Here is a 21,430-nt window from a genome sequence, read left to right on the forward strand (position 1 = left end):
CCTGGCGCTCAGTATTCCGGCAGCAGCGATGCGGCCAGGTAGTCGATCATGGCGCGGACTTTGGGCGACAACTGGCGTCGCGTCGGATAGACCGCGTAGATGCCCAGCTCCAGCGAGCGGTATTCCGGTAGCAGCGCCACCAGCGCGCCCGATGCGATATCGTCGCGCACGATGAAGCTGGGCTCCAGCGCGATGCCGCCGCCATCCAGGGCGATCATGCGGCAGGTATTGCCGTTGTTGGAGTGGACGCGGGCCTTGACGCGCACATGCACGGGGCCTTCGGGGCCGTGGAACGGCCATTCTTCCTGGCCCTGCCACAGGGCATAGGCCAGCAGGCGATGCCGCGCCAGGTCCTGGGGGGCGGAAGGCATGCCGTGGCGCGCCAGGTAGTCCGGAGAAGCGCACAGCGTCATGCGTGTGCTCGACAGGCGGCGGCACACCAGGCTGGAACTGGGCAGGGTGCTGATGCGGATGGCCAGATCGTAGCCTTCTTCCACCAGGTCGACGACGCGGTCGTTCAGTGAGATATCCAGCTCGATATCGGGATAGCGTTCGAGAAACTCCGCCCACAGGCCCGCCAAGTGGCTGATGCCGAACGAAACGGGCGCGTTGATGCGCAGCTTGCCGGTTGGCAGCAGTGCTCGGTCGGAGACGATGGATTCGGCCTCTTCCATCGTTGCCAGGATTTCCCTGGCCCGGTGCAGGAAGATCTGCCCTTCTTCCGTCAGCGACAGCTTGCGTGTCGTACGGTGCAGCAGGCGCACGCCCAGGCGGGACTCGAGCGCGCTCATGTGGCGCGAGACGGCAGCCTTGGACATGCCGAGCGCATCGGCTGCGGCGACGAAACTGCCGGCATCGACGATGCCGGCGAATACCGCCATTTCCAGGGAGCGATTCATGATTGTTCCGATTATTGAAACATTTATTCTTATGAATCGTAGTTTATTGATGGTTTATGAGTCAATAAACTATATCCCATTGGTTCGATATAGCCGCGCCCCTGCTTTTGCAGGCCGGATATCCCCGGTTTTTCAATGGAGTGCATCATGGGTCATCGCATGCCTGTCCTGTTCGTTTCGCACGGCGCGCCTACGTTTGCGCTGGAGCCCGGCGTGGCCGGGCCCGAATTGACTCGCCTCGGACGCCATCTGGCGCGCCCGGCTGCTGTGCTCATCGTGTCCGCGCACTGGATCAGCCGCGCAGGCGTCAGGGTAACGGCCGCCGAGCATCCGGAAACCATCCATGATTTCCGTGGCTTTCCATCAGCGCTGTATGCCTTGCGCTACCCGGCGCCGGGCGCCCCGCTGCTTGCCGCGCAATTGGTGCGGCAATTGCGCGCCCAGGGCTGGGATGCGGATGAAGATCCGGTGCGCGGGCTGGATCACGGCGCCTGGGTGCCCTTGATGCATCTGCTGCCGGATGCGGACATTCCGGTCATTCAGGTATCGCTGCCTGATCCTTGCGATACGCAGCGGGCCTGGGAGCTGGGACGCGCGCTGGCACCGCTGCGCGACCAGGGCGTGCTGATCGTGGGTTCCGGCAGCCTGACGCACAATCTGTATGAAGTCCGGCATCCGGGCAGCGATGCGGAGCTTTACGTCCAGGAGTTCACCGGATGGGTGCGTTCGCATGTAGCGGCGCTGGATCACGCTGCGCTCAAGGATTACCGCAGGCTGGCTCCGGCTGCCGCGCGTGCCCATCCGACGGAAGAGCATTTCCTGCCCTTGCTGGTAGCCATGGGCGCTTCCTGCGACGGCGACCCGGTCGGGCTGGTGGATGGAGGCGTGGACTATGGCGTGCTGTCCATGGACACCTATGTCTTCGGCGAGCTGGCGCGGGCGGCCTGAGTGCGGCCCTGCCGCGTTCCGGCGGCGTCATCCTGGTCCGGTGGACAGGGTCGGGATGCACTGTCTTTTCAATCCCGGGAATGGTTCCCGGATCTTGCTGCATTTCTATTTTTCAGGAGAAAACAAATGATCGATTCCCGCACTGCGCCGTATGCCGCATTGGTATTACGGATTGCGCTCGGAGTCATGTTTCTGGCGCATGGCCTGACCAAGGTGTTCGTCTTTACACCGGCGGGGACTGCCGGCTTCTTCCAGTCCATCGGCTTCCCCGGCTTCCTGGCCTATCCGGTCATCGCCTTCGAGGTGCTGGGCGGCCTGCTGCTGGTCCTGGGCGTGTTCACGCGCCCGATCGCGGCGTTGGCCGTGGTGCAGCTGTTCGTGGCATCGACGGTGCACTTCGGCAATGGCTGGGCTTTCGGCAACCAGGGCGGCGGCTGGGAATACCCCATCTTCCTGACGGTGTCGGCACTGGCGCTGGCATTGCTGGGTGAAGGAGCGCTGGCGCTCAGGCCCGGAAAGGGCGCCGGGCAGCGGTAATATCGGCGCTGGTTCGAATGCATTCCGGCCGCGGGCGAGGCGCGCAGCCGGAATTGGTGCTTCCGCATGTGCATGAAGTCCTCCCCCTGAGGGAGAGGACTTCATGGCGCTTACTGCGCCTTGGCGACCAGTCGCCACTGGTGCAGCAGGGGTTCCGTATAGCCGTTGGGCTGTTCCAGGCCCTTGAACACCAGGTCGCAGGCTGCCTTGAAGGCGACCGATTTTTCGAAGTCCGGCGCCATGGGCTTGTACAGCGGATCGCCGGCGTTCTGCTGGTCGACGACGGCCGCCATGCGCTGCAGCGTTTCCTGCACCTGTTCCCTGGTGACCACGCCGTGCAGCAGCCAGTTGGCCATGTGCTGGCTGGAAATGCGCAGCGTCGCCCGGTCTTCCATCAGGCCGACGTTGTGGATGTCCGGCACCTTGGAGCAGCCCACGCCCTGGTCCACCCAGCGCACAACATAGCCCAGGATGCCCTGCGCATTGTTGTCCAGCTCCTGCTGGCGGTCTTCCGGCGACCAGTCGGGCGTCTCGGCCACGGGGAAGGTCAGCAGCTTGTCCAGCAGAGGCTCGGCCTTGCCGGCCTCGAGCTTGCGCTGGACTTCCTGCACGTCGATCTGATGGTAGTGCAGGGCATGCAGCGTGGCCGCCGTGGGGGACGGCACCCAGGCCGTGTTGCCGCCGGCCTTCAGTTGCGCGCCTTTCTGTGCCAGCATGTCGGCCATCAGGTCGGGCATGGCCCACATGCCCTTGCCGATCTGCGCGCGGCCGCGCAGGCCGCAGGCCAGGCCGACCTGGACGTTGTTGCGCTCGTAGGCGTCGATCCAGGTGCTGCGCTTCATGTCTCCCTTGCGCACCATGGGTCCAGCATGCATGGACGTATGCATTTCGTCGCCGGTGCGGTCCAGGAAGCCGGTGTTGATGAAGACGACGCGTTCCGCGGCTTGCGCGATGCAGGCCTTCAGATTGACGCTGGTGCGGCGCTCTTCGTCCATGATGCCCATCTTCAGCGTGTTTGGCGCGAGGCCCAGCAGGGCTTCGGTGCGCGCGAACAGCTTGCTGGCGAAGGCCACTTCGTCGGGGCCGTGCATCTTGGGCTTGACGATGTAGACCGAACCAGTGCGCGAGTTGCCGCGGCGGCCCTTGATGTCGTGGATGGCGATCAGGGATGTCAGGACGGCATCGAGGATGCCTTCGGGAATCTCGCGGCCGCCGTCGCACAGGATGGCGGGATTGCTCATCAGATGGCCGACGTTGCGCACGAACAGCAGCGAGCGGCCGTGCAGCGTGCGGGTTTCGCCGTTCAGGGCGGTGTAGGTGCGGTCCGGGTTCAGGACGCGCGTGAAGGTCTTGCCGCCCTTGGCCACCTCTTCAGACAGGGTGCCGTTCATCAGGCCCAGCCAGTTGCGATAGGCCAGTACCTTGTCGTCGGCATCCACGGCGGCCACGGAGTCTTCGCAGTCCATGATGGTGGTCAGCGCGGATTCGAGCACGACATCCTTGATGCCGGCGGGATCCTGGGAGCCGATGGGATGCTGCGGATCGATCTGGACTTCCATGTGCAGGCCATTGTGCAGGAATACCAGAGCCTCCGGCTTGTCCTGCGCGCCGCGGTATCCCAGGAACTGGCCAGCGTCTGCAAGTGTCGTCACCTGTCCGTCCTGCAGCGTGACCTGCAGCTTTCCATCGCGAACGATGTAATTCGTGGCATCGGCATGCGAGCCCTTTACCAGCGCTATGCTGTCGTCCAGCACGGTACGGGCGAAGGCGATGACCTTGGCGCCGCGCTTGGGGTTGTAGCCGCCCGAGCGTGCCGCGCCATCGTCTTCGGGGATGGCGTCGGTGCCGTAGAGCGCATCGTACAGGCTGCCCCAGCGCGCATTGGCGGCGTTCAGGGCGTAGCGCGCATTCATGACGGGCACGACCAGCTGCGGGCCGGCCTGCTGCGTGATCTCGGTGTCGACATTGCTGGTGTTGACCTGAACTGCGCCGGGTTCTTCGGCCAGATAGCCGATCGCCTTCAGGAATGTCTGGTAGGCTTGCATGTCACGGACCGGGCCTGGATTGGCGCGATGCCAGTCGTCCAGCGAAGCCTGGATGCGGTCGCGTTCGGCTAGCAGCAGGCGGTTTTCCGGCGCCAGGTCGTGGACCAGCGCGTCGAATCCCTGCCAGAAGGCTTCGGCCGATACGCCGGTGCCGGGCAGGGCTTCCTGTTCGATGAAATCGGCAAGTACCGGTGCAACCTGCAGCCGGTGGCGGGTAACGCGGTCGCTCATGGGAGTTCCTTTTGCTGTTGTCTCATGATGAGGCGGCCTTCCGGCCGCCGGATGGCTACCATTATGTCTTGTGCATCCAGTGCGCTCAATACAAATTATGGTTAAAGGACTTTATACAAAAAGTGATGTAATCAACGGCGGAACGCTCGTATTTCATACCAGTACCGAAACCAGCAGCGACAGCGTTACAACCGACACTACCGTCGAGATCAGGATGGCGCGCGACGACATTGCCGGTTCCAGGTCGTACAGCTTGGCCAGCATGAACGGCCCCGTTCCGATGGGCAGCGCCGCCAGCAGGACGGCGGCGGTGGCCCACATGGGAGGCATGTCGAACACCCAGCGCACCAGGGCGAAGGCGACCAGGGGGTGCAGCACCAGCTTCATCAGGACGATGCGGTTGACGAGCCTGGTGTTGCCCGATGGCTGGTCCTGGGCCAGGAACAGCCCGATGGTGACCAGGGCGCAGGGGCTGGCGGCCGCGCTCAGCAGGCCGGTGAACTGGAACACGAAGGGGGGCAGCGGAATCTGACTGGCCGCCACTGCGGCGCCTGCGACGGGCGCCATGACCAGCGGATTCTTCAGCAGGGACATGCCGACGCTGGCCGTGGTGCGGCGCAGATTTCCCTTGCCGTTGCGGTCGATTTCGATCAGCACGATGGAAAAGGCGAACAGCACGCAGGCGGTCATCAGGATGTTGATGACGACGATGGGCAGGCTGGCGTCGCCCAGCAACATGACGCACAGCGGGATGCCCATGTAGCCGGTGTTGGCGTACGAGGCGCACAGGCCTTCCATGCTGATGTCCGCCAGGCGGCGCTTGCGGCGCCGGCCCCAGGCCCACGCGGCCAGGAAAACGATGGAGATGGCGCCGAGCGAAGCGCCTATGTAGCCGGGCTGGTTGAGCTGTTCCATCGTGGCCTGGGCCATGGCCTGGAACAGCAGCGCCGGCAGCGCCAGCCATACGACGAAGCGGTTGAGCACGTCCACGGCCTCGCCGCCGAGAATGCGCCGCTTCGCGCTGACGTAACCCAGAAGAATCAGCCCGAACAAGGGCAGCACGGCATTGAGAATCGTGTCCAAGATGTCCCGTCCACTGGCAATCCGGAAGCGCCGGGGCATGCCGGGCGCGGGTGCGCGAACTGCTGTCATAGTCCATTCGTATAATGCCTGAAACTATACAGCAGGAGTGATGAACGTTGAATCCGGCAGAGATCGTGGAAAACCTCAGCTTGCCCGAGGCGGTGCCGTTCACAGGCTTCGACGATGCCAGGCAGGCGGTGGAGTGCCTGGTGCGGCTTTACGACCGCAATACGGCATTCATACGGGCGGCGTTCGAGGAGTATGCGGCGGGGCGCATGCCTGAGGGCACGCGCGCCCGCGCCTATTACCCGGCGCTGCGCATCCGGGTCGGGACCTACCAGGAAGTGGACAGCCGCCTGTCCTACGGGTATGTCGTCGAGCCGGGCGTTTATGTGACCTCGGTCACTCAGCCCAAGCTGTATTTCGAATACCTGTGCGAACAGGTGGCGTTGCTGGTCCGCAATCACAAGGTGCGCGTGGAGGTAGGAGAGTCCGATACGCCCATTCCGCTGCATTTCGCCTTTGCCGAAGGCCAGTATGTGCAGGGGGTGTATGCCGACGCGGTCGGCAGCGCCTTGCGCGATCATTTCGATGTGCCGGACCTTGCCGTCACCGATGACACCATCGTCAACGGCACATGGCTGGGCAGGCTGGACGAGCCCCGTCCGCTGGCGCCGTTCACCGCGCCGCGCGTGGATTATTCACTGCACCGGCTTCAGCACTACACGGCGACGGCGCCCCGGCATTTCCAGAATTTCGTGCTGTTCACGAACTACCAGTTCTATGTGGACGAGTTCTGCCGCTGGGCCAGGGACACCCTGGCCAAAGGAGAAGGCGGCTATACGGCGCTGGTCGAGCCGGGCAACCGGATCACGAGGCGCGCCGGCACGGGAGAACTGGTCACCGAGGGCGGCGAGGCCGCCCGCCTGCCGCAGATGCCTTCCTATCACCTGTTGCGCGAGGGGCATACGGGCATCACGCTGATCAATATCGGCGTGGGGCCGTCGAATGCCAAGACCATCACGGATCATGTGGCCGTGCTGCGGCCCTCGGCATGGCTGATGCTGGGGCATTGCGCCGGGCTACGCGTCACGCAGCGCCTGGGCGATTACGTGCTGGCGCACGGCTACGTGAGGCAGGACCACGTGCTGGACGACGACCTGCCGACCTGGGTGCCGGTGCCGCCGCTGGCCGAGGTACAGGTGGCCCTGGAGCAGGCCGTGGCCGAGGTGGCCGGGCTGTCGGGCTGGGAGCTCAAGCGCATCATGCGCACCGGCACCGTGGCCACCATCGACAACCGCAACTGGGAGCTGCGCGATCACGACGAGCCTGTGCGCCGCTTCTCTCAGTCGCGGGCCATCGCGCTGGACATGGAGTCGGCCACGATCGCGGCCAACGGCTTCCGCTTCCGCGTGCCCTACGGCACGCTGCTGTGCGTGTCGGACAAGCCGCTGCACGGCGAACTGAAGTTGCCCGGCATGGCCAGCGAGTTCTACCGCACCCAGGTCGGCCAGCACCTGCATATTGGCATCCGCGCGCTGGAACTGCTGCGCGAAATGCCGAGGGAGCGCCTGCATTCGCGCAAGCTGCGCAGCTTTATCGAGACGGCGTTCCAGTAGAAGAGCACAGGGCAAAATGGGCGGCCCGGAATGAAGCCGGGCCGCCCATTTTGTTCAGGCGCCTGCACGCGCCAGGACCTTATTTCTTGCGGTTCTCGATGTCCTTCAGCGCCTGGTCGACCAGGTCTTCGCCGACGGTCTTGCGCCATTTCTCGAAGACCGGGCGGGTGGCGTCGACGAAGGCCTTGTGCTGCTCGGGCGTCAGTTGCGTCACGGTCACGCCCAGGTCGGAAATTTCCTTCAGCAGCGAGGAGTCTTCGTCGGTCACGCCTTTGCGGGCGAGCACGATCTGCTCCTTGGCGGCATCGATGGCGGCCTGGCGCACGATTTCCTGGTCTTCCTTGGTCCAGGATTCCCATACCTGGCGGTTGACCACGAAGATCAGCGGATCGGCAACGTAGTTCCACAGCGTCAGGTACTTCTGGCTGACCGTGTGCAGCTTGGCCGCGGTGAAGATGGACAGGGGGTTTTCCTGGCCGTCGACGGCGCCGCTGGCCAGTGCAGGCTGGGTGTCGGCCCAGCTCATTTGCGTGGGGTTGGCGCCCAGCGTGTTGAAGACATCCATGAACAGCGGCGAGCCGACCACGCGCAGCTTCAGGCCCTTGAGATCTTCCGGGCTCTTGATTTCGTGCTTGGAATTGCTCAGCTGGCGGTAGCCGTTTTCACCCCAGGCCAGGGGCACGACGCCGGCCTTTTCCACGACTTCGAGCAGTTGCTTGCCGACTTCGCCGTGGATCAGGGCGTCGATGGCGGCGTAGTCGGGCAGCAGGAAGGGTAGCGAGAACAGATTCATCTGGCGGATCTGCGGCGACCAGTTGATGGTGGAGCCGACCGCCACGTCGATCAGGCCCTGGCGGATGGCGGTGAACTCACGCGTCTGATCGCCCTGTACCAGGGATACGCCGGGATAGAGCTTGAAGTTGATGCGGCCATCGGTGCGTTCGCGTACCTTGTCGGCCCAGATTTCGGCGCCCTTGCCCCAGGGGAAGGCGGTGCCCAGCACCAGGGAAACCTTGTATTCGGACTTGTAGTTGGCGGCCATGGCCGTGGGGATGGCTGTCAGGGCTGCGACGGAGCAGGCGGCTGCGGCAAGCAGGGTGCGAAGTTTCATGCGATCTCCTCGTGGGTTGGTATATGAAGGTTATTCTGTGTATTCATCAGTATCCCAGTGCACGCGGCAGCCACAGCGCCAGTTCGGGGAAGACGATGACCAGCACCAGCACTGTGAACATGGAGCAGAGCAGCCACAGCACCCAGCGGAACGTGCTTTCCATGGGGACATGGGCGATGCGGCAGGCCACCATCAGGTTCACCGCCAGGGGAGGCGTGAACTGGCCGAGGGCGACCTTCAGCGTCAGCAGGACGCCGAACCAGACCAGGTCCCAGTTGTAGGCCTGGGCAATGGGGATCAGCAGCGGCACGAAAATCAGGAAGATCGAAATGCCGTCGAGGAACATGCCGAGCGTCATCAGCAGCATGACCAGCAACGCCAGCACGCCATACTCGCCCAGTCCGGAATTGACGATGGCGTTCGTGACGGGGTCGATGATGCTCAGGGTGGAAAGCGCCCAGGCGAAGATGCCTGCCAGCGAGACCACCAGCATGATGACGGCGGACAGCTCGGCCGCCTCGCGCAGGATGAGGAAGAGATCGCGCACCTTGATCGTGCGGTGGATGCACATGCCGACGAACAGGCCGTAGAACACGGCGACGACGGCGGCCTCCGTCGGAGTGAACAGACCCAGCCGCATGCCGCCCAGGATGAGGACGGGAGCGGCCAGTCCCCAGACGGCCTGGCGCAGGCTGGCCCAGAAAGGCGGACGCGGCAGGTTGCGCTCCTGCTCTCCCATATTGTGCCTGCGCGACAGCCATACGGCAGGGATGATGAGGGCGATGCCGGCCAGGATGCCAGGCACCATGCCGGCCGCGAAGAGCGCGGGCACCGAGGCCTGGGGCACCAGCACGGAGTAGACGATGAAGGCGATGGAGGGCGGGATCAGGATGTCGGTGGCCGCGCCCGCCGCCACGACGCTGGCGGAGAATGGCGACGGATAGCCGGCCTGGCGCATGGCGCCGATCATGACGGCGCCGACGGCGGCGGCACAGGCTGGGCCGGAGCCGGAAATGCCGCCCAGGAACATGGCGACGGCAATGGCCACGAGCGGCAGCATGCCGGGGCCGCGCCCGACGATGGCGATGGCGAAATCGACCAGGCGGCGAGCCACGCCGGAGCGGTCGAAGATGGAGCCTACCAGGACAAACATCGGAATGGCCAGCAAGGGGTACTTGGCCAGGCCCGCATAGAAGTTCTGCGGCACGGCCAGCAGGCCGAACCACTGCGTGTCCAGGTTGGACAGCACGATGGCGAGTGTGCCTGAAACGCCCAGCGCAATAGCGACGGGGACGCCGATCACCATCAGCACGATGAATACGACGAACAGCAGGGCGGCGATCATGTCCGGCCGCTCCGCAAGGCGCGCTGCAGGCTGCCGGCCACACGCAGGGTGATGACGGCGCCCAGCAGCGGCATCCAGACCGAATACCACCAGGTCGGCACGCCGATTGCGGGCGAGGTGTCGCCCCAGGTGTAGTCGTCGTAGACGATGCGGGCGGACAGGATGGTCAGCAGAATGAAGAACAGCAGGACGATGGTGTGGCTGGCGATGGCCAGACGGCGCTGCTTCTGCGCGGATCCGCTGTCGGCATAGGCCTCGATGCGGATATGCTGGTTGCGCACGAATCCGGTGGCGCTGGCCGTCAGCGTCAGGACGATGAGCAGGAAGATCGAGATTTCCTCGGTCCAGGCAAACGAGGCGTTGGTCAGGTAGCGCACGAGGACGTTGCAGAACGTGATCAGCGCCAGCGCGGCGATTGTTGCAACGGAAACGGTGTCTTCGAGCTTTAGCGGCACCCTGACGGGGGGATCGGCGGGTTCGGTCGGGACGGGATCGGCCTCTTTGCCTCCGGCAGGCGTGTTGGTGTGGTGCGACGGCATGTGCGACGGGGATCGGCAGGAACTAAAACAGCATGATAACGAGATGCGCCCCCGCCCGGGGGCGCGCGGGTTCCGGGGTTTACCCTTGATTTTTACGTTTTTTGCGCTCCGACGGCAGCGTCAGCATGGTGCCGCGGCATTTTGGGGAGCCGCACAGGCATTCGTATTGCTTGCGCAGAGTCTTGGTGATCTTGCCGTCGATGACCAGGCCGTAGTCGTAGAACAACTCCTCTCCCTTCTTGATGTCGCGCAGCGCGACGATACGCACTTTGGTGCCGTCGGCGTTTTCCTCGGCCTGGCAGTTGGGGGAACAGGCATGGTTGATCCAGCGCGCGTCATTGCCCTTGTTGCCGCCGTCGATGACCTTTCCTGAGCTGAGCGCGAAGAAGAAGGTATGGAAGGGGTCGTCCGGGTTGACCGGGTGCATGTCGTCGGCCTGTTCCGGCGTAATGCGCTTGCCGGCGTAGTTCAGGATGCGGGTGCCGGCGGGGATGTCCTGCGCGGCAAAGACGCCATTGCCATGCAGGTTGGAGCGTTTGACGATATGCCAGACGGGGCGGCTTTTCTTCATCGTGATGACTTTGATATGGCGTGGTTTTGCAAGGGGCTGCATCATGCTGCAGGCGCTATCTTAGGCAATATTTGCACGGTCCGTACAGCAGCGTCGCGCCGCCACGGGAAAAATGGATTCCGCTCCTTCCTCCGATCAACCGCGCTCCGGCCGGCCTGGAATGGTCTGCGAGGTTTACAATAACCGGCTTGCAGCAACGGGCCGCAGGCTGCCGGAAGCAGGGGGAATGGTTTTCGGACGCTTGGGAAGCAGAGGCCCGGTTCCTCCTCCTTCATGTTTCAGGATGACAGATAAATGAAAAAAGTACGACTGCCTTCGTGGCTTTTGGCGGCGGCCGTTGCCGGTGTGATGTCGGCGGCTCCTGCCATGGCGCAGACTTCTCTGAAAATGGCTTACGCGCTGTCGGCCAACTCGCACTACGGCGCGGGCGGCGAAGCGTTCGCCAAGTCCATCGAGGCTTCGACCGACGGCCGCATCAAGGTTCAGCAGTTCGCCAACAGCGCATTGGGCGGCGAGCGCGAGGTCATCGAGGGCCTGCAACTGGGTACGATCGACCTGGCCATCGTTTCCACGGGCGCGACCCTGAACTTCGTCCCCAAGACGGGCGTATTCGATATCCCCTTCCTGTTCCGTGACCTGCCCCACGCGCGCAGCGTGCTGGACAGCAAGATCGGCCAGGATCTGCTGGGTGAATTCAACAAGCGCGGCCTGGTAGCCCTGGCCTGGGGCGAGCAGGGTTTCCGCCACCTGACGAACAACACTCGCGCGGTGAAAACACCTGAAGACATCAAGGGCCTGAAGATCCGTACGACGGAAAACCCGATTCACATCGCGGCGTTCCGCCACCTCGGAGTTCTCGCGACTCCCATGGCCTGGCCCGAAGTGAGCACGGCCCTGCAGCAGGGCACCATCGACGGCCAGGAAAATCCCCTGTCCGTGATCGTGTCGGCCAAGCTGCCGCAATTGCAGAAATACCTGTCGTTGACGTCCCACGTGTACGCGCCGGCCGTCGTCATGGTGTCGCCCAGCGTATGGGGCCCCCTGTCCGATGAAGACAAAGAGAAGCTGAAGGCCGCCGCGCTGGATGGCGCCAAGGCCATGCGCGCCTTCGTCGACAATGTCGAGGTCAGCGGTGTCGAAGAGGTCAAGTCCCAGGGCATGCAGGTCGACGAGGTCGACTACGCCGCCTTCGCCAAGGCGGTCGAGCCGGTCTATCCGCAGTACTACAAGCAGTTCGGCCAGGAACTGGTGGATTCCATCCGCAATTTCCAGTAAGTCCGGATACCCGGCTGTCCTGATGGATGGCCGGGCGCCCGGGAAGTCCGAGCAGCACGCAACGCTGTGAGGCGAAGGACTCCGGTTCCATGGCCGGAGTCCTTCGTGGATGCAATCACGGCAGCCGCATGCCCATACTATAGATATCGGTTCGTGGCCATGCGGCTGCCGGACGTTTTTCTACAGAGAGTCTCATGCACATCGTTCGCTTTCTGGATCGTGGCTTGTTTCGCCTGGTCTCGATCCTGGCGCAATTGCTGATCGTATCGTCCGTTGCCGCCGCGTTCTATCAAGTCCTGGCCAGATTCGTCCTGCAGTCGCCCGCCGACTGGAGCGAGGCCTGGTCGCGCGCATCGCTGATATGGGCGGTGCTGCTGGGTGTTGCGCTCGCCTTCCGGCAAGGCGCCATGCTCAGCGTGGAGATGCTGCGCAGCAGGCTCAGGGGCGCAAGTCAGCGGGTCCTGGAATTCTTCATCATGGCGACCTGCGCGCTGTTCATGGGCTTCCTGGCCTGGATCGGCGGTTCCATGGCGTGGCGTGTGCGTTTCCAGACCATGCCCAGCCTGGAGGTTTCCATTTCGTGGGTCTACCTGGCGATTCCGGTGGGAGCGACGCTGGCGATCGTGGCGATCCTGGCGCGCTGGCTGGAAGGCTCCGGTGAAGCGCCGCTGGACGAATCCAACGCCCTGTAAGCCACCGCAACCTACTGTTATTCCGTTCATACAAGGTCTGCCATGTCGCAGCTGATGCTTTTATCGATGCTGATTTTCCTGATTCTGTCGCTGCCGGTGGCGGTGGCGGTCGGGATCAGCAGTTTCTTTGGGGTGCTCTACGACGGTCACATGACGTGGCTGGTGATCGCGCAGCAGTTGTACGCGGCGCTGGACAAATACCCCCTCGTGGCCGTGCCGTTCTTCATCCTGGCCGGCAACCTGATGCAGGACGGTGGCATCTCCGAGCGCATGGTGGATTTCGCCAAGAGCGTGGTCGGGGGCGTGCAGGGCGGCCTGGCCGTCAGCTGCGTGCTCACCTGCATGATTTTTTCCGCCGTGGCGGGATCCAGCGTCGCCACTACGTTCGCCGTGGGCGCCATCCTGATTCCCGCCATGGTCAAGCATGGCTATCCCAAGCCGTTCGCGGCGTCGCTGCAGGCCACGTCGGCGGAATTCGGGGTGATCCTTCCACCGTCGATCCCCATGATCCTGTTCGCGGTCTCCACGGATACCTCCGTCGGCGAGCTGTTCATCACTGGCGTCGGGCCGGGCCTGCTGATCGGCGGGGCGCTAATGCTGTATGTGTGGCTCTATGCCCGCCGCAAAGGCCTGGGCAAGAACGATGGCGCCGACCGCCTGCCGCTGTGGCAGTCGTTCAAGCGCGCATGGCTGGCGCTGCTGATGCCGATCATCATCCTGGGCGGTATCTACGGCGGCATCTTCACGCCGACGGAGGCCTCCGCCGTGGCGGTCGTCTATGCCTGGCTCGTCGGCACGTTCGTCTATCGCCGCCTGTCCTACAGCGTATTGTCGAAAACCCTGCACAGGACCGTGATTTCGACCGCGGTCATCATGTTCATCATCGCCAATGCGGGCATCTTCGGCTTCCTGCTGAACCGCGCCGGCATACCGGCCGCGCTGGGCGAGTGGCTGGGCCAGCTGTTCACCGACAAGTATATGTTCCTGCTGGGCGTCAACGCGGCGCTGTTCCTCGTGGGCATGTTCATCGAGACCTCGGCCTCCATCGTGGTGCTGGCGCCGCTGCTGTTGCCCGTAGCCATGCATTTCGGCGTGGATCCCTCGCATTTCGGCATCATCATGGTGGTCAACCTGGCGCTGGGCATGGTCACGCCGCCGTTCGGCGTGAACCTGTTCGCCGCCTGCACGGTGGCGAACATCCGGCTGGAAACCCTGATGCGGCCGCTGGTGCCGTTCGTGCTGGTGATCGTGGCCTGCCTGATGATCATCACCTATGTGCCGGACCTGAGCCTGTTCTTCAGGGATCTGGTGTATCGTTAATGCCTGCTGGCCGTCTCGCCCGTTCCCGCCGGGGCCGGGCGGGCGCGCCGCCATCGTCATCGGATATTTCTTCTTCGATTCCCAGTGATACGAAAGACCATGAGCTCCCAGCCACCAGCAACCGCACCTGAAAAAGACGAAGAGCCGGATTACCGCTTCACCCTGGCCAACGAACGCACGTTCCTGGCGTGGATGCGTACCGCGCTGGCGACGTTGGCCGCCGGGCTGGTGTTTGACCAGCTTTCCGATTATTTCGGCGGCAGCAAGCTGATCGAAGGCCTGAGCGTGTTGATGATGTGCATGACGGTATCGATGTCGTTCCTGGGCTACAAGCATTGGTCGCGGGTGCAGAAAGCCATGCGCAGGTCGGCGCCTCTGCCCCGTTCCCCCATGCTCCTGCCGCTGACCAGCATGCTGATCGCGGCCGCCATCTCCTGCATTCTGTATGTGGTGCTGAAATGAGAGACAAGGGCCTGCAGCCGGAACGTACCGCGCTGGCATGGTTCCGTACTCTGCTGACCTGGTGCGCCAGCCTTATTCTGTTGTTCCGGCTGGTCTGGCTTACAGACGAACCTGCGATCCTGTGGGCGGTCTATCTGCTGGCCGCGGGCGCCATTCCGATGACCATGCTGTGCCTGTCGAGGGCAAGGTATCTGAAGCTCGCAAGCGTGCCCAGGCAGGTTTCGCCCTGCATCCCCATGGCGCTGTCCGCTGTTTGCGCGCTCAGCGCGATTCTGGGGATGTGGGCGATGCTGATGCAGTGAGCAGGGCGGGCGGCACTCATACGCCGCTGTTCCGACCCTCATAACGCACGGCGAACTCCCTGACTTGGGTAATGAAGCGGCTCAAGGCCAGGGAAAGCGCTCGCCGATTGAATGCCAGCGCCAAGTGGGCCTGCGGTACGTCGGCATCGGCGATAGAGATATATTTGACGCCTTCGGCGCGTAGTTGGCGCATGGTCTGGGGAACGAGGGAAACGCCCATCCCGGCGGCGACGAATGTGATGACTGAAGTCATCTGCGGCACTTCGAACCGGACCTCCGGCGAAAATCCGCAGCTTTGGCAGGCCTGTACAACAGCATCGTAGATGCCCGTGCCGACTTTGCGCGGATAAAAAATGAAAGGCTCGCCGGCCAAGTCCTTCAGACGAATGGTTTTGCGTCTGGCGAGAGGATGCGCAGTGGACAGTACAGCGACCAGAGGTTCGTGCAGCAGAGTCTCGACCTGGACTCCGGCAGCTTCGGGGGCTGGGGCCCGGATGAAGGCGACATCGATCTGCCGGTCTTTGACGGCGGCGATAAGTTCGTTTGTCGTATGTTGCTGCAGCATGATCTCCACTTGAGGCAAGCGCTCCCTGGAGGCCCGGATCACGCGAGGAACAAATGGGTGAATGCTGGCGGACACGGTGAACCCGATGGCAAGTTTGTCGATTTCGCTGTTGCCGACGCGTCGTGCCGTTTCCATGGCGCGATCCGCCGCGCCGAGCGTGCGCAGCGCTTCTTCACGAAAAGCGTGGCCGGCTTCGGTCAGTTCGACGCCGCGGCGTCCGCGCAGCAGCAGAGTGACGCCGAGTTCGCGCTCCAGTTGCTGGATCTGCTGGCTGAGCGGTGGTTGTCCGATGCCGAGTTTTTCAGCTGCGCGCGTGAAGTGCAGTTCATGTGCTACAGCGAGGAAGTACCTCAGATGCCTCAGTTCCATATTTATTAAATATCTTTCTATCTTTTCAATATATTAGACGAATCATACCGCGCAACGTAGTATGGGCATCCTGATTCGGCGCAATGACGCGTTGCGGCGGGATTTCAACTTCATCGGATCGTTATGCCTACTCTGCTACGCCCAGGATTTCCTTCGTTGCACTACACAGTGTGCGATTACACCGACCCATGGACAGATGCGCCCTATCTTTTCCTGCAGCATGGCTATGGCCGCAGCGGGGATTTCTGGTTCCAGTGGGTACCCCGGCTTTGCCGTCATTTTCGGATCGTGTGCGCGGATCTTCGCGGGCATGGCGGTTCCGGCAGGGAGTTCGATCTCGAACATGGTTTTACTTTGGAAACCTTGAGCGACGATGTCATTGCCATTGCCGATGCACTGGGCGCCAAGACGTTTCACTACGCGGGCGAGTCCATCGGAGGATTGGTGGGCTTGGCAACGGCGGGCCGCTACCCGGAACGGGTGGCGACATTGACGAACGTCTCGGGGCCGGTATTCATTTCGCAGGGAGCCCGCACGGCATACGCGCTGGGACAGGCGTCGTGGCCGGAGGCCGTGCGCAAGCTGGGCCCCAGGGAATGGATCGAGCGGACGAATGCATCCACGCGTTTTCCGCCAGACATGAGTCCGGGATTTCTTGCCTGGTACACGGATACCGTCGCACAGACTGGAACGGAAGTATTGGCTGCGCTGGCGCAATTTGCGCTCGACTCGGATGCCACGCCTTATCTGTCCGGTATTAACGCTCCCACGCTTTGCCTGTATCCGCAACAGGGAGCAATCGCCAACGACGAACAGAGGCGGACGCTGGAGCTCCATGTCCGTGATCTGACTGTCCGTCATGTGAGCACGACCTATCACATGATTCAACACATCGTGCCTGAAGAGTGTACGGATGCGCTCCGTCAGCACATTACCCAATACGAATCCAAAGGAGACAAATCATGATCAGGAAATTGTTCGGTGTCTTTCTGATGTCCGGCGCCTGCCTGGGAGCAGCGACGGCACAAGCCTTGCCGGATGGGCCATTGCGCATGCTGGTGCCGTTCTCCGCCGGCGGCTCGACGGATATCCTGGCGCGCCTCATGGCGAAAGAGATGGGCGATGCCCTGGGCAGGACGATCGTCGTGGAGAACAAACCCGGCGCTGAAGGATTCATTGCCGCCCGCGACTTGAAGAACGCGGCGCCGGATGGACGCACCATCATGATGGTGACAACCAGCGTTTATGCGATCAATCCCGCAATTTTCACCAATATTCCGTACAAGCCCTCTGAGGATTTTTCCACCATATCCATGGTGGCTTCATCGCCGAACGTATTCCTTGCGCCTGCGGATTCCGCTCTGGGCTCGATTGGAGATCTGGTCAAGTCGGCCGGCGTGAAGCCTGACAATATCAGCTATGCAACGGGCGCCACCATGCACCTGCTCAATGCCAAATGGCTGGAATCGATGTCGAAGACCCAGATGGTCAGCGTTCCTTACAAGGGCAGCGCCGCCGCGTATCCCGACCTGGTTTCCGGGCGTGTCGAGTACATGGTTGACCAGCCCTTGTCATCCATGGCTTTGATCAAGGAAGGCAAGCTCAAAGTGCTGGCGGTGACTTCCCAGGATCGCTGGAGCCAGCTGCCCGATGTGCCGACGGTTGTGGAGCAAGGCTTTCCCGATTTCGTAACCACATCCTGGTGGGCCATCCTGGCGCCGAACGGTACGCCGGAGGCTACGGCGAAGCAGTTGTACGATGCTGCGCAGCAAGCACTGCAAAATTCGGAAATCAAGGCCCGTGTTCAGCAACTGGGCGCGGATGTATCTGCATTTTCCTTTGAGGATGGCAGGAAATTCACGGCGGCCGAGCTCGAAAAATGGCATTCCATTGCCAAGGATGCCGGCGTAAAGATGGATTGAAGTCAGCATGCTGAAGCTGTCCGCCAATATTTCCTTGCTATACCCTGAGCTTCCTTTCCTTGACCGTGTGGATGCCGCCGTGCGGTCGGGATTTGGCGCAGTGGAAGTCATGTATCCCTACGCGTTCGACGCGCGGGAGCTGAAGGAGGCGCTGGATTGCAGCGGCGCCACACTTTCGGTGCTGAATGCGCCGCCAGGCGATTACCAGGGCGGAGAGCGCGGGCTTGCGGCATTGCCGGGGCGCGAAGCGGATTTCAGGGAGAGTCTTGAGACAGCCGTCCACTATGCCTTGACGACGCAGTGCGGCAATATCCATGTGCTGACCGGGAATGTTCAGGCGGGGCTGGATGAGGCGCTGCTGGAAGCCACCATCCATCGCAATCTGTCGCACGCCGCCGCACTGTTTGCCCAGCATGGGCTGACGCTGCTGCTGGAACCGTTGAGCCGGCAGATGTTGCCGGACTATTCCCTGACGAGAGTCGAGGAGGCTTCGCGGTGGCTGCAGGTCCTGAAAGCGGAAGGGCATGATAACGTCAGCCTGCAAGTGGATCTGTATCACACACAGATGGAGCAAGGGAATCTGGCGGCGCTTCTGCGGCGGTATCTGCCTGAAATCAGCTACATACAGATCGCGGGCGTGCCGGGCAGGCACGAGCCGACCATCGGCGAAATCAACTATCGCTATCTGCTCGATCTGTTGCGGGAGCACCGCTTCTCGGGCTGGGTCGGATGCGAGTATGTACCCATGCATGCAACCGATGCCGGGCTGGCCTGGGCGCGGGACTGGGGCTTGCTGAAACGTCCGGAGAAGTGCCTGGCGAATGCCTGAAAAACGAAGGCGCCCCGAGGGCGCCTTCATTGGGCTGGCAGACTCAGAATGCCGGGCCGTCGTCCTCGGCCGGGGAGGGTACGGTCTTGCCGGCGGTTTTCGCTGCGGTTTTCTTCGCAGCCGTTTTGGCGGCTGTTTTCTTGGCGGCCGTCTTCTTCACCGCGGCTTTCTTGGCCGCTGTCTTGGTCGCTGTTTTCGCTGCCGTCTTGGCTGCTGTCTTGGCTGCGGTTTTCGTCGCCTTCTTTGCGCCGGGCTTTTCAGGACGCGGCTCGAACTCGAAGCCTACCTTGCCGTCCGGCTGGCGCACCAGGAATGCCTTGAACTTGCGGTTGGTGCGGCTGGAGACGAAACCGTCGAGCAGATCGGTCTTGCCGCTGGACAGCAGCTTTTCGATCTGTTCCGCCTGGATTTCTTTCTGCAGGATGACCTTGCCGGTACGGAAGTCGCAGCTTTTCTCCGGGCCGACCGATTTCTCGCACACGTAGTTCATGCCGTGCTCGAACACCCGTGCATTGCATTTCGGGCAGGCGCCCAGCGGCGTGTGGCCCGAGAAATCGACAGGCTCGTTGTCGTCGTCGTTGTTCTGGCCGAAATCGAATTCGAGCTTGTATTCGTCGGTGATGCGCAGCAATGCGGCGAAGGGGCGTCCCATCTTGCTGATGAAGCCGGACAGAGGGCCGATTTCGCGCTTCTGCAGCAATTCTTCGACCTCGGGAATTTCGAAGGTGCGCCCGCCCGGATGCTTGCCAATGGAGAAGTCGCAACTGGTGCAGGCGTAGCGGCGATAGTTTTCCTTGACCACGCCGCCGCACTTCGGACACGGCGTTGCCAGCGTGGCGTAATCGCCCGGCACGGTATCGCGGTCGTATTCCTTGGCGCGCTTGACGATGACCTGGGTCATGCGGGCGATTTCCCGCATGAAGCTGTCGCGGTCCAGCTGGCGCTGCTCGATCTGCTTGAGCTGGTGCTCCCATTCGCCGGTCAGCTCGGGCGAGGTCAGTTCGCTGACGCCCAGTCCGGAGAGCAGCGTCATCAGTTGCCGCGCCTTGGCGCTGGGCGACAGCTCGCGGCCTTCGCGGCGCAGATAGCCTTCGTTGATCAGGCCTTCGATGATGGCGGCGCGGGTCGCCGGCGTGCCCAGGCCGCGCTCGGACATGGCTTCGCGCAGTTCTTCGTCGCTGACCAGCTTGCCGGCGCTTTCCATGGCCGACAGCAGCGTGGCTTCGGTGAAGCGCGCCGGCGGCTTGGTGACCATGTCTTTCAGCTGGACGTCGTCCGTCTGTACGGTTTCGCCGTCGGCGACGGGCACCAGGCTGGTATCGTCGCCCTGGGCGTCGCGGCCGTAGATGGCAAGCCAGCCCGGCGACACCAGCACCTTGCCTTCCGTCTTGAAGTGATGGCCGGAAACCTTGGTGATGCGGGTCGTCACGCGGAACTCAGCCGCTGGATAGAACACGGCCAGGAAGCGGCGGGCCACCAGTTCGTAGACCTTGCCTTCGGCTTCGCTGAGGTCCTTGGGAACCTGCTGCGTCGGGATGATGGCGAAGTGATCGGAGACCTTTTTGTCGTCGAAAATGCGGCGATTGGGCTTGATCCAGCCTTCTTTGTTCAGCTTCTCGGCAAAGGGCCTGACGCTGGCCGCCGCGCTGGAGCCCCCCTCGGCCAGGGCCTGGGAGACCTGCTTGACGGTGTTCAGGTAGTCTTCCGGCAGATAGCGGGAATCGGTACGCGGGTAGGTCAGCGCCTTGTGGCGCTCATAAAGCGTCTGCGCCAGCGCCAGCGTGGTCTTGGCGGAGAAGCCGAAGCGCGAGTTCGCCTCGCGTTGCAGGGATGTCAGGTCGAACAGCGCCGGAGACAGCTGCGTTGACGGCTTGGACTCTTCCGTGAATTCGCCCGGCTGGTCGCGGCAGGCGGCCACGATGGTCTGCGCCGCCGTCTTGGACCACAGGCGCGAGTCGCGCTTTTCCGGATCGAGCTCGTCCTTGACGAATTTGGGATCGAACCAGCGGCCGTTGTAGAAGCCCGCGGCGGCCACGAAGGTGGCATGCACTTCCCAGTAGTCGCGCGGCTGGAAGCGGCGGATGCGTTCTTCGCGTTCGTTGACGATGGCCAGCGTGGGGGTCTGGACGCGTCCCACGGGGGTCTTGAAGAAGCCGCCGTCCTTGCTGTTGAAGGCCGTCATGGCGCGCGTGCCGTTGATGCCGACCAGCCAATCGGCCTCGGCGCGCGACCGGGCTGCGGCTTCCAGCGGCTTGAGATCGTCGTCGTCGCGCAGGTTGGCAAAGGCCTCGCGGATGGCGGTCTGCGTCATGGAGCGCAGCCAGAGGCGCCTGATGGGCTTCTTTACGCCAGCGTATTGGATGATGTAACGAAAGATCAGTTCCCCTTCCCGTCCCGCGTCGCATGCATTGATAATGGCCGACACGTCTTTGCGCTTGAGGAGCTTGACCAGCAGCTTCAGGCGTTCGGACGAGCGCTTGTCGGTCGGGCCGAGCTCGAACTCGGGCGGAATGACGGGAAGATGGGCGAAGCTCCATTTGCCGCGAACCGGATCGTTGGGCGCGACCAGGCTGAGCAAATGCCCGATGCTCGACGCCAGGACGTATTGCTCGCTTTCGAAATAGTCGCCTTCTCGTGAGAATCCTCCCAGGGCCCGGGAGATGTCCAGTGCGACGGAAGGTTTCTCGGCAATAATGAGCGTTTTAGTCATGTGTTTCCAGTAACTGCCTATTTGCAGCAATAGCGCGGATGATACGGGTGGAGAAT

Annotated in this window: 20 protein-coding genes; 11 read left to right on the forward strand and 9 right to left on the reverse strand. The window is 62.7% G+C overall.

Going from position 1 to position 21,430, the window contains the following annotated elements:
- Nucleotides 1-8: 8 nt before the first annotated feature.
- Entirely contained in the window at nucleotides 9-899 is an 891-nt protein-coding gene (locus EV686_RS00470; RefSeq protein WP_132472373.1) for a LysR family transcriptional regulator, read from the reverse strand.
- A 147-nt stretch (nucleotides 900-1,046) separates the two neighbouring features.
- On the opposite strand from EV686_RS00470, the gene EV686_RS00475 reads away from it, so the two are divergent.
- Both EV686_RS00475 and EV686_RS00480 read left to right on the forward strand, forming a co-directional pair.
- A complete protein-coding gene (locus tag EV686_RS00475) occupies nucleotides 1,047-1,847 on the forward strand; it encodes a dioxygenase family protein (protein WP_132472375.1) in 801 nt (266 codons plus the stop codon).
- Nucleotides 1,848-1,973: 126 nt separating this feature from the next.
- Nucleotides 1,974-2,384 (forward strand): DoxX family protein, encoded by a 411-nt coding sequence (locus EV686_RS00480; RefSeq protein ID WP_132472377.1) that lies wholly within the window; start codon nucleotides 1,974-1,976, stop codon nucleotides 2,382-2,384.
- Between the two features lie 110 nt (nucleotides 2,385-2,494).
- Here the strand turns inward: EV686_RS00480 and EV686_RS00485 are convergent, their stop codons facing one another.
- Together EV686_RS00485 and EV686_RS00490 are read right to left on the reverse strand one after the other, a co-directional pair.
- Nucleotides 2,495-4,660: a malate synthase G gene (locus EV686_RS00485; RefSeq protein ID WP_132472379.1), complete on the reverse strand. Its 2,166-nt coding sequence runs from the start codon at nucleotides 4,658-4,660 to the stop codon at nucleotides 2,495-2,497.
- Nucleotides 4,661-4,813: 153 nt separating this feature from the next.
- Nucleotides 4,814-5,743 carry an AEC family transporter gene (locus tag EV686_RS00490; protein WP_132472381.1) on the reverse strand — a complete coding sequence of 310 codons (930 nt, stop codon included), beginning with the start codon at nucleotides 5,741-5,743 and terminating at the stop codon, nucleotides 4,814-4,816.
- 116 nt (nucleotides 5,744-5,859) lie between these two features.
- On the opposite strand from EV686_RS00490, the gene EV686_RS00495 reads away from it, so the two are divergent.
- Complete coding sequence (locus EV686_RS00495; RefSeq protein WP_132472383.1) at nucleotides 5,860-7,362, forward strand: AMP nucleosidase; 1,503 nt, start codon at nucleotides 5,860-5,862, stop codon at nucleotides 7,360-7,362.
- A 79-nt stretch (nucleotides 7,363-7,441) separates the two neighbouring features.
- On the opposite strand, the gene EV686_RS00500 is transcribed toward EV686_RS00495, so the two are convergent.
- From EV686_RS00500 to EV686_RS00515, 4 genes are all read right to left on the reverse strand, one after another.
- Nucleotides 7,442-8,473, reverse strand: a complete 1,032-nt coding sequence (locus tag EV686_RS00500) for a DctP family TRAP transporter solute-binding subunit (protein ID WP_132472385.1) — start codon at nucleotides 8,471-8,473, stop codon at nucleotides 7,442-7,444.
- Nucleotides 8,474-8,519: 46 nt separating this feature from the next.
- Nucleotides 8,520-9,818 carry a TRAP transporter large permease gene (locus EV686_RS00505; RefSeq protein ID WP_132472387.1) on the reverse strand — a complete coding sequence of 433 codons (1,299 nt, stop codon included), beginning with the start codon at nucleotides 9,816-9,818 and terminating at the stop codon, nucleotides 8,520-8,522.
- Nucleotides 9,815-10,357 (reverse strand): TRAP transporter small permease, encoded by a 543-nt coding sequence (locus tag EV686_RS00510; RefSeq protein ID WP_132472389.1) that lies wholly within the window; start codon nucleotides 10,355-10,357, stop codon nucleotides 9,815-9,817. The genes EV686_RS00505 and EV686_RS00510 overlap by 4 nt, the downstream gene beginning before the upstream one ends.
- A gap of 79 nt (nucleotides 10,358-10,436) precedes the next feature.
- The gene (locus EV686_RS00515) at nucleotides 10,437-10,928 is read right to left on the reverse strand and encodes an SET domain-containing protein (RefSeq protein ID WP_132473592.1); all 492 of its coding nucleotides are present in this window, start codon (nucleotides 10,926-10,928) and stop codon (nucleotides 10,437-10,439) included.
- Nucleotides 10,929-11,222: 294 nt separating this feature from the next.
- Here EV686_RS00515 and EV686_RS00520 point away from each other — a divergent pair, with 294 nt between their 5' ends.
- The 5 genes from EV686_RS00520 (at nucleotide 11,223) to EV686_RS00540 (ending at nucleotide 14,979) form a co-directional block, all read left to right on the forward strand.
- Nucleotides 11,223-12,203 carry a TRAP transporter substrate-binding protein gene (locus EV686_RS00520; protein WP_132472391.1) on the forward strand — a complete coding sequence of 327 codons (981 nt, stop codon included), beginning with the start codon at nucleotides 11,223-11,225 and terminating at the stop codon, nucleotides 12,201-12,203.
- A 194-nt stretch (nucleotides 12,204-12,397) separates the two neighbouring features.
- Entirely contained in the window at nucleotides 12,398-12,895 is a 498-nt protein-coding gene (locus EV686_RS00525; protein ID WP_132472393.1) for a TRAP transporter small permease, read from the forward strand.
- Between the two features lie 42 nt (nucleotides 12,896-12,937).
- Nucleotides 12,938-14,215: a TRAP transporter large permease gene (locus EV686_RS00530; protein WP_132472395.1), complete on the forward strand. Its 1,278-nt coding sequence runs from the start codon at nucleotides 12,938-12,940 to the stop codon at nucleotides 14,213-14,215.
- A gap of 99 nt (nucleotides 14,216-14,314) precedes the next feature.
- On the forward strand, nucleotides 14,315-14,677 hold the full coding sequence (locus EV686_RS00535) for a YidH family protein (protein ID WP_132472397.1): 363 nt from the start codon (nucleotides 14,315-14,317) through the stop codon (nucleotides 14,675-14,677).
- Entirely contained in the window at nucleotides 14,674-14,979 is a 306-nt protein-coding gene (locus EV686_RS00540) for a DUF202 domain-containing protein (RefSeq protein ID WP_132472399.1), read from the forward strand. Before EV686_RS00535 ends, EV686_RS00540 begins: the two co-directional genes overlap by 4 nt.
- Before the next feature lie 16 nt (nucleotides 14,980-14,995).
- Here EV686_RS00540 and EV686_RS00545 read toward each other — a convergent pair whose 3' ends face one another.
- Nucleotides 14,996-15,913, reverse strand: a complete 918-nt coding sequence (locus EV686_RS00545; protein WP_132472401.1) for a LysR family transcriptional regulator — start codon at nucleotides 15,911-15,913, stop codon at nucleotides 14,996-14,998.
- A gap of 156 nt (nucleotides 15,914-16,069) precedes the next feature.
- Here EV686_RS00545 and EV686_RS00550 point away from each other — a divergent pair, with 156 nt between their 5' ends.
- Genes EV686_RS00550 through EV686_RS00560 form a run of 3 tightly spaced genes read left to right on the forward strand, consistent with a single transcriptional unit; the run spans nucleotide 16,070 to nucleotide 18,664 of the window.
- A complete protein-coding gene (locus EV686_RS00550; RefSeq protein WP_165972451.1) occupies nucleotides 16,070-16,879 on the forward strand; it encodes an alpha/beta fold hydrolase in 810 nt (269 codons plus the stop codon).
- Nucleotides 16,876-17,835, forward strand: a complete 960-nt coding sequence (locus EV686_RS00555; RefSeq protein ID WP_132472405.1) for a Bug family tripartite tricarboxylate transporter substrate binding protein — start codon at nucleotides 16,876-16,878, stop codon at nucleotides 17,833-17,835. Before EV686_RS00550 ends, EV686_RS00555 begins: the two co-directional genes overlap by 4 nt.
- Nucleotides 17,836-17,842: 7 nt before the next feature.
- On the forward strand, nucleotides 17,843-18,664 hold the full coding sequence (locus tag EV686_RS00560; protein ID WP_132472407.1) for a hydroxypyruvate isomerase family protein: 822 nt from the start codon (nucleotides 17,843-17,845) through the stop codon (nucleotides 18,662-18,664).
- Nucleotides 18,665-18,707: 43 nt separating this feature from the next.
- On the opposite strand, the gene EV686_RS00565 is transcribed toward EV686_RS00560, so the two are convergent.
- Nucleotides 18,708-21,374: a DNA topoisomerase III gene (locus EV686_RS00565; RefSeq protein WP_132472409.1), complete on the reverse strand. Its 2,667-nt coding sequence runs from the start codon at nucleotides 21,372-21,374 to the stop codon at nucleotides 18,708-18,710.
- Nucleotides 21,375-21,430: the final 56 nt, after the last annotated feature.

Origin of the sequence: Paracandidimonas soli (assembly GCF_004342005.1) — a bacterium.
GTDB classification, from domain to species: Bacteria; Pseudomonadota; Gammaproteobacteria; order Burkholderiales; family Burkholderiaceae_B; genus Paracandidimonas; species Paracandidimonas soli.

What these genes read in the sequence shown, in the direction of transcription:
- EV686_RS00470 (WP_132472373.1), bottom strand. Translation starts at nt 899, where the DNA reads ATGAATCGCTCCCTGGAAATGGCGGTATTCGCCGGCATCGTCGATGCC.
- EV686_RS00475 (WP_132472375.1), top strand. Translation starts at nt 1,047, where the DNA reads ATGGGTCATCGCATGCCTGTCCTGTTCGTTTCGCACGGCGCGCCTACG.
- EV686_RS00480 (WP_132472377.1), top strand. Translation starts at nt 1,974, where the DNA reads ATGATCGATTCCCGCACTGCGCCGTATGCCGCATTGGTATTACGGATT.
- EV686_RS00485 (WP_132472379.1), bottom strand. Translation starts at nt 4,660, where the DNA reads ATGAGCGACCGCGTTACCCGCCACCGGCTGCAGGTTGCACCGGTACTT.
- EV686_RS00500 (WP_132472385.1), bottom strand. Translation starts at nt 8,473, where the DNA reads ATGAAACTTCGCACCCTGCTTGCCGCAGCCGCCTGCTCCGTCGCAGCC.
- EV686_RS00505 (WP_132472387.1), bottom strand. Translation starts at nt 9,818, where the DNA reads ATGATCGCCGCCCTGCTGTTCGTCGTATTCATCGTGCTGATGGTGATC.
- EV686_RS00510 (WP_132472389.1), bottom strand. Translation starts at nt 10,357, where the DNA reads ATGCCGTCGCACCACACCAACACGCCTGCCGGAGGCAAAGAGGCCGAT.
- EV686_RS00515 (WP_132473592.1), bottom strand. Translation starts at nt 10,928, where the DNA reads ATGAAGAAAAGCCGCCCCGTCTGGCATATCGTCAAACGCTCCAACCTG.
- EV686_RS00520 (WP_132472391.1), top strand. Translation starts at nt 11,223, where the DNA reads ATGAAAAAAGTACGACTGCCTTCGTGGCTTTTGGCGGCGGCCGTTGCC.
- EV686_RS00525 (WP_132472393.1), top strand. Translation starts at nt 12,398, where the DNA reads ATGCACATCGTTCGCTTTCTGGATCGTGGCTTGTTTCGCCTGGTCTCG.
- EV686_RS00530 (WP_132472395.1), top strand. Translation starts at nt 12,938, where the DNA reads ATGTCGCAGCTGATGCTTTTATCGATGCTGATTTTCCTGATTCTGTCG.
- EV686_RS00535 (WP_132472397.1), top strand. Translation starts at nt 14,315, where the DNA reads ATGAGCTCCCAGCCACCAGCAACCGCACCTGAAAAAGACGAAGAGCCG.
- EV686_RS00540 (WP_132472399.1), top strand. Translation starts at nt 14,674, where the DNA reads ATGAGAGACAAGGGCCTGCAGCCGGAACGTACCGCGCTGGCATGGTTC.
- EV686_RS00545 (WP_132472401.1), bottom strand. Translation starts at nt 15,913, where the DNA reads ATGGAACTGAGGCATCTGAGGTACTTCCTCGCTGTAGCACATGAACTG.
- EV686_RS00555 (WP_132472405.1), top strand. Translation starts at nt 16,876, where the DNA reads ATGATCAGGAAATTGTTCGGTGTCTTTCTGATGTCCGGCGCCTGCCTG.
- EV686_RS00560 (WP_132472407.1), top strand. Translation starts at nt 17,843, where the DNA reads ATGCTGAAGCTGTCCGCCAATATTTCCTTGCTATACCCTGAGCTTCCT.
- EV686_RS00565 (WP_132472409.1), bottom strand. Translation starts at nt 21,374, where the DNA reads ATGACTAAAACGCTCATTATTGCCGAGAAACCTTCCGTCGCACTGGAC.